The 12,014-nt window shown below is 70.0% G+C and carries 11 protein-coding genes; 5 read left to right on the forward strand and 6 right to left on the reverse strand.

Annotation, left to right across the window (positions count from 1 at the left end):
• Positions 1 to 97 precede the first annotated feature (97 nt).
• Together C5B96_RS16465 and C5B96_RS16470 are read left to right on the forward strand one after the other, a co-directional pair.
• Entirely contained in the window at positions 98 to 877 is a 780-nt protein-coding gene (locus C5B96_RS16465) for an SDR family NAD(P)-dependent oxidoreductase (RefSeq protein WP_104246450.1), read from the forward strand.
• 89 nt (positions 878 to 966) lie between these two features.
• On the forward strand, positions 967 to 3,084 hold the full coding sequence (locus C5B96_RS16470) for a PQQ-dependent sugar dehydrogenase (RefSeq protein ID WP_104246451.1): 2,118 nt from the start codon (positions 967 to 969) through the stop codon (positions 3,082 to 3,084).
• Here C5B96_RS16470 and C5B96_RS16475 read toward each other — a convergent pair.
• From C5B96_RS16475 to C5B96_RS16500, 6 genes are all read right to left on the reverse strand, one after another.
• Positions 3,068 to 3,922, reverse strand: coding sequence for an alpha/beta hydrolase (locus C5B96_RS16475; protein WP_104246452.1), 855 nt, complete (start codon positions 3,920 to 3,922; stop codon positions 3,068 to 3,070). The genes C5B96_RS16470 and C5B96_RS16475 overlap by 17 nt on opposite strands.
• A gap of 33 nt (positions 3,923 to 3,955) precedes the next feature.
• Positions 3,956 to 5,401, reverse strand: a complete 1,446-nt coding sequence (locus C5B96_RS16480; protein WP_104246453.1) for an MFS transporter — start codon at positions 5,399 to 5,401, stop codon at positions 3,956 to 3,958.
• Between the two features lie 122 nt (positions 5,402 to 5,523).
• The gene (locus C5B96_RS16485) at positions 5,524 to 7,365 is read right to left on the reverse strand and encodes a S9 family peptidase (RefSeq protein WP_158507225.1); all 1,842 of its coding nucleotides are present in this window, start codon (positions 7,363 to 7,365) and stop codon (positions 5,524 to 5,526) included.
• A 137-nt stretch (positions 7,366 to 7,502) separates the two neighbouring features.
• Positions 7,503 to 8,435 carry an exopolyphosphatase gene (locus tag C5B96_RS16490; protein WP_104246455.1) on the reverse strand — a complete coding sequence of 311 codons (933 nt, stop codon included), beginning with the start codon at positions 8,433 to 8,435 and terminating at the stop codon, positions 7,503 to 7,505.
• A 48-nt stretch (positions 8,436 to 8,483) separates the two neighbouring features.
• Positions 8,484 to 8,945, reverse strand: coding sequence for a DUF86 domain-containing protein (locus C5B96_RS16495; protein ID WP_104246456.1), 462 nt, complete (start codon positions 8,943 to 8,945; stop codon positions 8,484 to 8,486).
• Positions 8,942 to 9,400 (reverse strand): helix-turn-helix domain-containing protein, encoded by a 459-nt coding sequence (locus tag C5B96_RS16500; protein ID WP_104246457.1) that lies wholly within the window; start codon positions 9,398 to 9,400, stop codon positions 8,942 to 8,944. Before C5B96_RS16500 ends, C5B96_RS16495 begins: the two co-directional genes overlap by 4 nt.
• A 119-nt stretch (positions 9,401 to 9,519) precedes the next feature.
• Here C5B96_RS16500 and C5B96_RS16505 point away from each other — a divergent pair, with 119 nt between their 5' ends.
• The 3 genes from C5B96_RS16505 to C5B96_RS16515 all read left to right on the forward strand — a co-directional run bounded on the left by C5B96_RS16505 (position 9,520) and on the right by C5B96_RS16515 (position 12,011).
• A complete protein-coding gene (locus C5B96_RS16505) occupies positions 9,520 to 10,167 on the forward strand; it encodes a DUF2510 domain-containing protein (RefSeq protein ID WP_158507226.1) in 648 nt (215 codons plus the stop codon).
• A gap of 135 nt (positions 10,168 to 10,302) precedes the next feature.
• Positions 10,303 to 11,565: a pyridoxal phosphate-dependent aminotransferase gene (locus tag C5B96_RS16510; protein ID WP_104246459.1), complete on the forward strand. Its 1,263-nt coding sequence runs from the start codon at positions 10,303 to 10,305 to the stop codon at positions 11,563 to 11,565.
• Entirely contained in the window at positions 11,562 to 12,011 is a 450-nt protein-coding gene (locus tag C5B96_RS16515) for a RidA family protein (protein WP_104246460.1), read from the forward strand. The genes C5B96_RS16510 and C5B96_RS16515 overlap by 4 nt, the downstream gene beginning before the upstream one ends.
• Positions 12,012 to 12,014 lie beyond the last annotated feature (3 nt).

Raw genomic sequence — 12,014 nt, forward strand, 5'->3', positions numbered from 1 at the left:
GCCGTCGCCCACTGGCACCCGCCCCCTCCGCCGTCACCCGGGTCGAGCCCGGGCGCGCGTCGGTAGGCTGGCAGCGACCGCCGCCGAGAGGAACCCCATGCCCGAGACCAACCGCTACGCCTTCGCCGGCAAGACCGTCATCGTGACAGGGGCCGGCTCCGGGATCGGCCGCGCGATCGCCCGCGCCTTCCTCGCCAACGACGCGAACGTGGTCGTCTCGGGCCGGCGCGTCGACGCCCTGCACGAGACCGTCAGTGGGTTCCCGGATGATCGCACCCTCGTCGTTCCGGCCGATGTCGCCGTGCGGGGCGACGTCGACGCGCTCGTGGCTGCCGCGGTGGAGCGGTTCGGCGCGCTCGACGTCATGGTCGCCAACGCCGGAGTGTACGTGGGCGGCGAGTTCGCCGACCTGACCGTCGACGAGTGGACGCTGCTCAAGGGCACGAACATCGACGGCGTGGTGCACTCGGTTCAGGCGGCGCTGCCGCACCTGCTCGCCTCAGGCGGGAACGTGGTTGCGGTGTCGTCGGTGTCGGGGCTTCGGGGCGACTGGGGCCAGGCTGCATACAACGCCACGAAGGGGGCCATCAACGCGATGCTGCAGTCGCTGGCCCTCGACCTCGGCGGCCGCGGGGTGCGCGCGAACGCCGTCGCGCCCGCGTTCACATTGACCGAGATGACGAACCACATGGCGACGACTCCCGAGGCGCTCGCGCCGTTCACGAACCGGGTCGCGCTCGGCCGCCCGGGCACGCCCGACGACATCGCGCCGGCCGTGCTCTTTCTCGCGAGCGCGGATGCCGCCTACATCACGGGCGTGATACTCCCGGTCGACGGCGGCACGACAGCCTCGACCGGGCAGCCGCACATCGGCTGACGGCATCCGCGAGTCGGCGTCGACAGGAGGCTCGCAGGGGGTGACGCGGAACGCCGCCTGAGGTAGCCTCAGCCCCGGAGGTTCTAGCAATGATGCCGCACCGTTCCCGCCGCCCCCGCCTGTTCGTGCTGAGCGCCGTCGTGGCCGCCCTCACGGTGGCTGCCTCGCTGGCGGTGCCGACGGTGCCCGCGGCCCAGGCGGCGCCGACAGCCCAGGCAGCGCAGGCGGCCGCCGCCCCGGCCCGCATCACGAGCGTGCCCTCGGGCCGCTGCCTCGACGTCACCGGCAACGTGCAGACCCCCGGCACCGGCGTCAACATCTACGACTGCAACAACCAGGCCAACCAGTCGTGGACGTTCAGCACCGCCAGCGAGCTCAAGACGTTCGCCGACACCCGCTGCCTCGATGTCGCCAGCCATGCCACCACCTCCCCCGCGAAGGCGCAGATCTACACCTGCAACGGCGGCGCGAACCAGCAGTGGCGACTGAACGCGAACGGCACCATCACCGGCGTCGAATCGGGCCTCTGCCTCGACGTCACCGGCGGCAAGACCGCCAACAGCACGCCCGTCGGCATGCTCACGTGCAACGGCAGCGCCGGCCAGAAGTTCTCCACCAGCCTCACCCCCGACACCACCCCGCCGAGCGTGCCGGGCAACGCCCACATCGGCACCCTCACCTGCGACAGCGTCGGCTTCGGCTGGAACGCCTCGACCGACAACGTCGGGGTCACCTTCTACGACGTCTTCCACGACGGCCAGCTGATGACCTCGGTCGCTGCTCCGGCCCGCCGGGTCGATCTCACGGTCGTCGCCGGGGTGAAGTGGGGGCTCTACGTGAACGCGCGGGATGCCGCGGGCAATGTGTCGCAGGCCAGCCGCACCGTCTCGATCACTCCCCCGCAGTGCCAGGCCGACACCCAGCCGCCGACCGCTCCCACCGGGCTCACCGCCACGGCCTCGGGAACCACGGTGACGCTGAACTGGAAGGCCGCCACCGACAACATCAGCGTGCGGGCCTACGACATCTACCGCGGGTCGGCAAAGGTGGGCACCGTGACCGGCACGGCATCCAGCACCCCGGCGACCACCTTCGTCGACAGTGCACTCGCGCCTGTCACGACCTACGTCTACGTCGTCGTCGCCCGCGACGGCCAGGCGAATGTGTCGGTGAAGAGTGCGACGGCGTCGGTGAAGACGGGCTCCGGATACGCCCAGGCCGTCTGCTCGGTGAGCCAGGTCGGCGCCGACACCGACATCCCGTGGGGGCTGGTCACGCTCGCCGACGGCTCTCTGCTGTACTCGAGGCGCGACGCCCACGACATCGTGCACCTGAACCCGTCGACGGGCGCGAAGACCACGCTCGGAACGGTGCCGAACGTGTCGAGCACCGACGGTGAGGGCGGCCTGCTCGGGCTGGCCATCGCCCCGGACTTCGCCAGCACGCACTGGCTCTACATCATGCACACGAGCGCGACCGACAACCGCATCGTGCGCATCAAGGTCGAGAACGACAAGCTGGTGAACTCGAGCGAGCAGGTGCTGCTGTCGGGCATCCTCCGCAACAAGTTCCACGACGGCGGGCGGCTGCGCTTCGGCCCCGACGGCAAGCTGTATGCGTCGACCGGGGATGCCCAGAACGGCGACAACGCGCAGAACCTCGCCTCGCTGAACGGCAAGGTGCTGCGACTGAACGCCGACGGCACCGTTCCGAGTGACAACCCGTACGGCAGCTACGTCTGGAGTTACGGGCACCGCAACCCGCAGGGCCTGGCGTTCGACTCGCAGGGCCGGCTCTGGGAGCAGGAGTTTGGCAACAGCGTGATGGACGAGACGAACCTCATCGTCAAGGGCGGCAACTACGGCTGGCCGGCCTGCGAGGGCACGACGGGCAGCTGTGGAACCGCCGGATTCCGCGCGCCGGCGCAGACCTACCCGACCTCAGAGGGTTCCTGCTCGGGCATCGCGATCGTTCGCGACGTGCTGTACGTGGCGTGCGAGCGGGGCACCCGCCTCTACCGCGAAGTCATCTCGGGTACATCGCTGACGAACGTGCAGGTGCTCTTCAACGGCACCTACGGGCGACTCCGCACCGTGGAACCCGCGCCCGACGGCGGGCTGTGGCTGACCACGAGCAACCTCGGCGACAAAGACAGCATCGCGAACAACAGCGACGAGAAGCTGCTGCACGTCACGCTCGGTATGTGAGCACCCCATCGATGAAGTCGGTCGTGACGCCGAGCACCTCGTCGCGGTTGGTCTCGTTGAAGACCTCGTGCCGGGCGCCCGGGAAGATGTGCTCGGTGAGAGCGGTTCCGGCGATCACCTCGATGCCGGCGCGACTGTCGACGAGCGGCACCAGCTGGTCGTCGTCGCCCTGGATCCAGAGCGTCGGCAACGCGCCGAGGTCGCCTGAGCGGGCGATCAGCGCGAGGCTCGCGTTCAGCGCCTCGAGCGTGGGCCGCTTGAAGGGGCCGTGCCAGACGAGCGGATCGGCGACGTAGTCCTCGCCCACAGCGGGGTCGCGCGACAGGGTCGACGGCTCGATGGGGGTGTCGGGGATCGGGTCGAGCGGCAGCAGATCATCCACCGTCTGCCAGCGCCCGAGAACCGGGCCGGAGAGCACGAGCGCCGCCAGCTCGTCGCCGTAGCGCTGGGCGTAGCGGGCTCCGATCATCCCGCCCATGGAGTGGCCGATCAGCACGACCGGCAGATCGGACGGGCCGGACGCCCCGGGCGTCACCGCCCGCGCGAGTTCGGAGAGCGTGCGCAGGTCGGTCACGACGTCTTCGTAGTCGTGCACGACCACCCGCTCCCCCGCGCTCTTCCCGTGCCCGACGTGGTCGAGACCGTGCACGATCGCCCCACGGTTCACCAGCCAGTCGGCGACGTACTCGTAGCGACCGATGTGCTCGCCGTAGCCGTGCGCGAGCAGGGCGACGTAGCGGGGTTCGGGGGCGCCGGAACGATCATCCGGCCCGCCCCAGGTTCGGGCGACGCGCTCGCCATCGGTGCCGTCGAAGGTCCATTCGTTCGAAGATGCCATGCTGCGAACGGTACGCCCGACGCGGCGGCGGCGCTAGCCCATGTGCACCATGGCGGCCTGCTCGCCCTGCGGCAGGAGGTCGCTCTTCGCGCCGCGGATGAAGAACACCGCGATGAGTGCCGCGATCACCATCGCGACCGCTGACGAGATGAACACCGCGGAGTAGCCGTCGGTGAACGCCGAGAGCATCGGCACTCCGTCGTCGATCGCGCCGAGTTCGGCACCCGCGTAGATGGCCGTGAACACCGAGAGGCCGATGGAGCCGCCGATCTGCAGGCACGCGTTGACCGTGGCCGACGCGGCGCCCGCATCGTGCGGGGCGACACCGGTGAGCGCGAGGTTCTGCAGCGTGACGAAGATCATCGCGAGGCCGATGCCGAGCAGCACGAGCGCCGGCAGAACCTCGGTGAAGTAGTTGCCGCCCGCGGTGATGCCACTGAGGTAGAACAGGCCGGCGGCGGAGACGAGCGGGCCGACGATCATGAGCAGGCGCGGGCCGATCTTCGGCAGGAGCTTCGTCAGCACCGGAACCACCGCGAGGATGACGACGGTCATCGCCACGTTCGCGAGGCCGGCGACCAGCGGCGTCATGCCGAGCACGATCTGGAAGTGGAAGGTCAGGTAGAGGGTCGACCCGATCAGCACACTGCCGACGATGACCTGGATGAGGAACGCGCCCCCGCGCACCCGGTCGACGACCACGCGGAGCGGCAGCAGCGGCTGGGCGACCCGCGATTCGATGACCGCGAAGAGCACGAGCAGGCCGGCGCCGAGCGCGAGGAAGCCGATGGTGTCGGGCGAGCCCCAGCCGTTCTCGGCGAGGCTGAACCCGTAGACGACCGAGCCGAGGCCGAGCGTGACGGTGATCGCTCCCCCGATGTCGAGGCGGTTCTCGCCCTCGGCGCGGCTCTCGCGCAGGTAGAAGATCGCCCCGACGAAACCGATGACCACGAACACGACGTTGACGAGCAGGCACCAGCGCCAGCTGCTGAACTCGGTCAGCACGCCGCCGAGGATGAGGCCGACAGCGGCACCGCTGCCGCCGATGATGCCGAAGACGGCGAAGGCCGTGGTGCGGTCTTTGCCCGACGCGAAGGTGACGGTGAGCAGGGCCAGGGCGGCCGGGGCCAGCAGCGCGGCGAACAGCCCCTGGAAGCCGCGGGCGATGATGAGTTCGGTGCCATTCTGCGCGACCCCGCCGAACGCCGACGCGATACCGAAGCCGAGCAGGCCGACCAGGAACGCGCGCTTGCGGCCCCAGTAGTCGGCGATGCGGCCGCCGAGCAGCAGCAGGGCCCCGAAGACGAGAACGTAGGCGGTGACCACCCACTGCCGTTCGAGGTCGGAGAGGCCGAGCTCGGCCTGGGCTTCGGGCAGGGCGATGGTGACGATCGTGGCGTCGAGCACCACCACGAGCTGGGTGAGCGCCAGAACGGCGAGGGAGAGCCATTTGTTGGCCACGGGGCGTGCGTCAGTCATGGGAGAAACCTCCAGGCTTCACGGGAACGAAGTGCGCTGGAGGTTTCAAGCCTCGGACCGGGCCCCGCACGAAGTGCGGACTCGACCGTCCCCGAAGCAACGTAGCTGGGCAGAGCCCCAGTTTACCCGATGCGTGACGACTTCAGGCGCGACGCGAGCACGGCAGCGCCTGCTCCCGCCGTCGCGAGCCCGCCGGCGATCGCCGCGATGGGGCCGGCCTCAAGGCCGGTGGCCGCCAGCCCCGGCTTGGCCGCACCCCCGGCGCCGGAGTCGACACCCGGAATCACGGGGGCGGGCGCAGGCCCGGGAACCGGGGGCACCGGTGCAGGCGGAACCGGCGGGGCGGGCGGCGCCGGCGGAGTCGGTGCGTGGCCGAAGATTCCGTCGAGCCAGTCGAACACCCACTCGTTCCGCACCTGCGGCGCGAGCGGTGCATCGTGGAACTCGGCGCCCGACGCGCTGTCGAACCGGTGCGAGGTCACCGACGCCGCCCCGGTCATCCATGCGGCGACCTGCGCGCCCTGCCCGTCGAAGAAGACGTCGGCCTCGTAGGAGATGAGCAGGGAGTGAGCCGTGATCTGGCCGAACAGGGCGGCGTCGCCGTTGTACCGGGCGAATGCGGCCAGAAGCTCGGTCACCCGGAAGAGAGGCTTGCCAGTGAGGGCGTTCGCGTGGAACTCCCTGCCCATGATCTCGCCGCGCTTGTTCAGCAGGAAACGCAGCTGCGCCTGCGACTGCGCGACCGCCGGAGGCAGGCCCGTCTTGGGGAGCACGTAGGTGTAGTAGTCCTCGTAGTCGGAGTCGGTGATGCCCTTCAGCGGCAAGTAGGGCTGGGTGCAGTCCCAGAGAGCCGGATCGGCCACCACGGCCTTCAGCCGCGGCTCATGGGCGGCGGCCCGCAGCACGAGCAGGCCTCCGAAACTCCAGCCCGTCAGGGCGACAGCCGCGGGGTCGGTCTCGGGCTGCGCGATCACGAAGTCGACCAGCGGGCTGATCACGTCTTCCCACCACGGCGTGAACGACAGATCCTGTTCGAAGAGCATCGAACCCTGGCCCGGGCCCTCGAACATGAGCGCGTTGTAGCCGCGTTCGAGCGCCGCAGCGCCGCCGTAGGCGTAGGTGTCCACGAGTTGCGCGTCACTGCCGTTGTTGATGATGACGGTCGGCTTCGCTCCGGTTCCGGATGCCCGGGCCCAGTAGGCGGGAATCACGATGTTCTGCGCGACGGGGTTGCCCGCGGCATCCGGGAACCGCACGGTCGCGGGAATCTCGACCCGCGTCCAGACGGGTTCGAGCAGGGCGGCGGCCGCAGCCCAGCACCGCTGCATCGACCGGTAGATGTCCGCCTCGCGGGTGGGCGCGTCTGTTCCGAGCACGAAGAAGAGAACGCCGGTGTAGTACCCCGCCGCGCGCAGGTACTTCGAGCGGGCGCTCACGAAACGGCCGGCCGCGAGTTCTGCGTCGGCTTCGGTGGCGAGCCGCACGGCGAGCGCTTCGAAGGAGTCGTTGAAGGGCTGGTAGACCGGCAGATCGGCCGAGGTGAGGCCCTCCATCGCCTTCGTCGCCGCGGCGACGGCCGAGGCGACCTCGCCGACCTCGGCGGCGCCGTACGCCGACTCGCCGTAGTTGAACTGCGCCTGGAAGTTCAGGTCGCCCTGCAGCGGGAACGGCGTCAACCCCGGGTCGAAGCTCAGGTCGGCGTTCACCGGGGCCACATCGCCGAGCACTCGTGCGGTCTTCGCGCCGCCGAGGCTCGCGAGCCCCTGGGCGGCGGTCGCCGGTGCGGCCGTGGCCGACGCCGCTCCGCCGAAGAGCACCGCTCCGGCGCCTCCGGTCGCGGCGAGGCCGAGCAGGCCCCGGCGGCTGAGGCCGGCCCTCGCGTCGGCGTCGGCGTTGGCGTTCGCGTTGGCGTCAGCGCCCTGCGCCACGGTGTCGTTCACTGCGTTCGTCGAGTTTCTGCGCATGCTCGTTCTGTCCCGCTCCGTCGTGGTCGTCGCGCGCCGGTCGACCCCGCGCCCGGGCATCCCCTCGGAAGCCCCCGCTGACGAACCTAGCGGTTCCTGTGCCCAGGCTGTGAACTTTTTCATCCCGGGTAGTGGCGTCAGAGAGCGCGCAACTGGTCGAAGCGCTGCAGAATGAGCCCTTCGCGCAGGGCCCACGGGCAGATCTCGGCGACCGGCTGCCCGAGTCCGTCGAGGGCCGCCTCGGCCACGAGGGCTGCGGCGAGCATCTGCTTCGCCCGCACCTCAGAGACACCCGGGAGCTCGGCGCGGTCGGCCGAACTCATGGCGGCGAGCCGGTTCGCCCAGAGCGTGAGGTCGTGCAGCCGCAGTTCGCGCTTGACGTACGGCCCGGCTGCGCGGGGCGCTGCACCCGTGATGCGCGCGAGGGACCGGAACGATTTCGACGTGGCGGCCACCAGCGTCGCGGGGTCGAGCTCGGCGAATCGCGCGATCGGCTCTTCGAGCGTGGCCCTGATGTACTTGCGCGCCGCCTTGATGCTCTTCGCGCTCGGCGGGTCGCCCTGCAGGTGGTCCCAGGTGAGCCGGCCCGCCCCCAGAGGCACAGAGAGGGCGAGCTCCGGATGCTCGTCGGCCCCCATCGCGAGCTCGAACGACCCGCCGCCGATGTCGAGGTTCAGAATGTTGCCCGACCCCCACCCGTACCACCGGCGCACGGCGAGGAACGTGGCCGCAGCCTCATCCGGCCCGCTCAGCTCGGTGAGCCGGATGCCCGTCTCCTCGTGCACGCGGGTGAGCACCTGCTGGCCGTTCGCCGACTCTCGGATCGCCGACGTCGCAAACGCGAGCAGGTCTTCCGCGCCGTTGGTGCGGGCGAACGCCGCGGCCTCGGTGATGAAGTCGATGAGCTCGCGCTGGCCCTCCTCGGTGATCGCGCCGCCGTCGTCGAGGAACGCGACGAGCTGCAGCGCCCGCTTGAACGACCCGAACGGAATCGGTCGCGCCCCCGGGTGCGCATCGATGAGAAGAAGGTGAACCGTGTTCGATCCGATGTCGAGAACGCCAAGCCGCATGCAACGAACTTAGCGCCCGCCCGCCGCCCCCTCGCGCGCCCGGCGGCTTCAGGCGCGCTCGCTCGCCAGCTGTTCGACCACCGCCGGCAGCTCCGTTCGGAGGGTGTTCCAGACGATGCGGTGGTCGCTGGACTGATACTGATGACCGAGCCTGTTCCGCATGCCACGGATCTGTTCCCAGGGCACGGTGGGATGCCGATCCCGTACTTCGGGCGAAAGCCGATCGCAGAGTTCGTGGAACTTGATCACGATCGCGTCGGCGGCATGCCGGCTGAGGCGACCGTCGGCGGAATCGAAGAACTCCCAGCCGCCGGAGACCACCATTGCCGCGTCGGCCGCCAATTCGAGCATGGCCTCGATGGTGCCGGGAGTGGTGTCGGGACGCGAGGAAGCCCCTTCCGGTTCACGTGCAGGCCGGGCTGAGAACCGCTGCCTGGCGGCGACCGTGTGGTCGGAGCCGATCGCGTCTCCGTCTCCGTCTCCGACGTCGTTCTCGGGCGCGTCGGTCACAGCGGAACAGCCTCTGCGCGGATCCGGTCCATGATCATGCTGGCGGGCGCCCGATCGCTCACGACGTCGACGGGGTAACCGAGCAACTGCTCTGCCGCGACCGCGAAACCACTCACATCGAACAGAGAGGCATCGTCGGTCGGCGTGACCAGCAGGTCGACATCGCTTGCGCGACCGTCTGTACCGCGCACGGCCGACCCGAAAACCCTCACGTCTGTGAGGTTGTATCGCTGGGCCGTCGCCAGGATCTGGTCTGCACAGCGTTCGAGCATCTCCGACGGTCTCGGACGCACTTCGCGCTCGATGCGCTCGATCGTGGACGAGGATGGCACGGTGATGCCCCTCTCGTAATCGCTCAACTTGGGTTGACCGATTCCCGTGCGTTTGGCCAGCTCCTTCTGGGTGAGGCTCGCATCTTCGCGCAGCGTCCGGAGGCGCATGGACAGGGTCGACATCAGGCTCCTCTCGTCGTATACCTCGGGGGATATCCTACCGCGGTGCCGCCCCCGCGAGCCAGGTTGCGTGGATCGCCGATCAGGTCGCGCGCCCGGCGGGCGCACCTATGCTGGCTGCCATGACTGATCTGACACCGCCTGCGGGCGAGCCGCGGCCCGAGGCCGCCTCCGGGGCGGCGCCCGGCTGGTACCCCACCGCCCCCTCCTCTCCGACCCTCCGCTGGTGGGACGGGATGCAGTGGACCGAGCACCTGCGGAACCAGCAGGACTTCGAACCGCCGGCTGTCTCCACGATCACGAGCCTGACGCCGGTGTACACGGTGTTCATCTGGCTGTACACGCTGCTGCCGCTCGTCTCTGTGCTGGCCCTGATCCCCGTCGACCTCACGGGGATGGTCGAGCAGCAGGTGCGACAGTCGATCGCGAACCCGCGCGTCGGGTCGACGGGGGCGCTCTTCGGCAGCCCGGGATACGTGCTGCTGCAGGTGCTCAGCGTCGTGTCGTACGCGGCGATGGTGGTGCTCGCCTACTTCGACTGGAAGCGGCTCGGCCGACTGGGCTTCGCGCGCCGCTTCCACTGGGCGTGGGCGTTCGTCACGGCCGTCTACCTGATCGGCCGCTCGGTCGTGGTGCACAAGGAGTCGGGCCGGGGGCTCGCCGTGGTGGTGGTCTACATCTCGATCGTGGCGTTCTCGCTCATCGTGGCCGTGGTGAAGGCGTCGCAGCTGATCGGGGCGATGGAGCCGCTCGTACAGCAGTACCGCTAGGCCGACGCGGGGTGGGGGACGGCGTGTGGTGGCACAACGCGCAACAGTGTATTGTCGACAAACGACAGTCGTCTTGAGCGGCGCGCTGTTCGACGACCGCGCACCACCCCCGCGCGCCGAGAGCTAGGAGCCCCGATGACCACAACCGCCCCCCGACCGGAGACGGCCGACGCGACTCTGGGCGCTGCCAGCGACCGCATCCTGCGCACGCACCTGCCGTCGCGCGAGGCGGCCCCCGGTATGTCGGTGCGCACGGCAGACACCTCCCTGCGGCTCGACGGAGGCGGCAACGGACTCCTCGACACCACCCACTTCGACGTGGTGCGCTTTCCGCCGCCGCCGTGGGTGAAGGAGCAGATGGACACCGCGATCGACAACGGCGCCTGGGCGTATTCGCCGTACCGCGGCGACCCCGAGGTTCTGGCGGCCCTGGCGGGGCCGATCGGCGACTTTCTCGGCTCCCCCGTCTCCGCCGACAATCTGGCCCTCACGCCCGGCACCCAGGGAGCCCTCTTCACCACCCTCGCGGCGCTGGTCAACGAGGGTGACCTGGTTCTGCTCGCCGACCCCGACTACCTGTTCTGTGAGCGCATCCTGGCCTTTCTCGGTGCCCGGGTCGAGCGCATCCCGCTCACCTTCGACACCGACGAGCCGAGTCTCGACCTCGACCTGATCGAAGAACTCAGCGCCCAGAAGCCGAAGCTGCTGCTCTTCTCGCACCCCAACAACCCGACCGGATCGGTCTACTCCGAGGCGATGATCGCGCGGGTGGCCGAGCTGGCCGTCGAGGGCGACTTCCTGGTGATGGTCGACGAGCTCTACAGCCGCCTCGTCTACGACGGAGGGGCGTTCCACCACCTGCGCGTGCAGCCCGGCATGGCCGAACGCTCGATCACCCTGCTCGGCCCGTCGAAGACGGAGTCGATGAGCGGGTTCCGCATCGGCGTCATCGTGGCGCCCGAGATCGTCGTGCAGACCGTCGAACAGTGCCTGGCGATGACGTCGCTTCGCGCTCCCGCCTATTCGCAGCACCTGCTCTCGCGCTGGCTCGTCGACGACCACGACTTTCTGCGCGAGCGGGTGGCCGACCTCGAAGGGCTGAAGACGCTCACGATCGAGAAGCTGAGCGCCGTACCCGGGCTGCACCTGGCGCCGCAGCAGGCCACGGCCTACCTGTTCGTCGATGTGACGGCGTTCGGCGCGACAGACGTCGAGATCGCCGGCGCGCTGCAGCGTGAGGCGCGCGTCATCGTCTCGCCCGGCTACCAGTTCGGCGCGCAGGGGTCTGGCCACTTCCGCATCTGCTACGCGCGGGACGAGGCGGAGTGGTCGGCCGCCCTCGACCTGATGGTGACCTGCCTCACCGGGTTCGCCACGAGGGCCGGCCTCACGGCGTGAGCGCTCCGCACGCCGGTGGCGGCCCCGCGCCGAAGCCTGCAGGCGCCTACGCGGTCGCGCGGCGGGTGGGCGGCCTGGTGTACACGGCCGGCATGACTCCGCGGCGGGGCGGGGCGCTGGTGGCGACAGGGATGCTCGGCGACACGATCAGCGTCGAGACCGGGCGCGAGCTCACCACGCTGGCGACGGGGCGCGCGCTCGACGCTGCGGCGAGCATCCTGCAGCCCGGCGAAGCGCTGGCCGGCATCGTCTCGCTCACCGTGTTCCTCGCCGCCGCACCGCAGTTCACGGCGCACAGCACGGTCGCCGACGCGGCGAGTGAAGTCGTCGCCGAGTGGATGCCGGGGGCTCCGTTGCCCGTACGGGCCGCCGTCGGCGTCGCCTCCCTCCCCGGCGGCGCCCCCGTCGAGGTGCAGCTCATCGCCGAGGTGCGCCCCGCCCCCTGACGC

Source organism: Subtercola sp. Z020 (genome assembly GCF_002931235.1).
In the GTDB taxonomy this organism is placed as follows: domain Bacteria; phylum Actinomycetota; class Actinomycetes; order Actinomycetales; family Microbacteriaceae; genus Subtercola.

Bases quoted from the DNA above. Each gene is read 5' to 3' on its own strand.
- C5B96_RS16470 (WP_104246451.1), top strand. From the start codon at position 967: ATGATGCCGCACCGTTCCCGCCGCCCCCGCCTGTTCGTGCTGAGCGCC.
- C5B96_RS16465 (WP_104246450.1), top strand. From the start codon at position 98: ATGCCCGAGACCAACCGCTACGCCTTCGCCGGCAAGACCGTCATCGTG.
- C5B96_RS16475 (WP_104246452.1), bottom strand. From the start codon at position 3,922: ATGGCATCTTCGAACGAATGGACCTTCGACGGCACCGATGGCGAGCGC.
- C5B96_RS16490 (WP_104246455.1), bottom strand. From the start codon at position 8,435: ATGCGGCTTGGCGTTCTCGACATCGGATCGAACACGGTTCACCTTCTT.
- C5B96_RS16500 (WP_104246457.1), bottom strand. From the start codon at position 9,400: ATGTCGACCCTGTCCATGCGCCTCCGGACGCTGCGCGAAGATGCGAGC.
- C5B96_RS16480 (WP_104246453.1), bottom strand. From the start codon at position 5,401: ATGACTGACGCACGCCCCGTGGCCAACAAATGGCTCTCCCTCGCCGTT.
- C5B96_RS16505 (WP_158507226.1), top strand. From the start codon at position 9,520: ATGACTGATCTGACACCGCCTGCGGGCGAGCCGCGGCCCGAGGCCGCC.
- C5B96_RS16510 (WP_104246459.1), top strand. From the start codon at position 10,303: ATGACCACAACCGCCCCCCGACCGGAGACGGCCGACGCGACTCTGGGC.
- C5B96_RS16485 (WP_158507225.1), bottom strand. From the start codon at position 7,365: ATGCGCAGAAACTCGACGAACGCAGTGAACGACACCGTGGCGCAGGGC.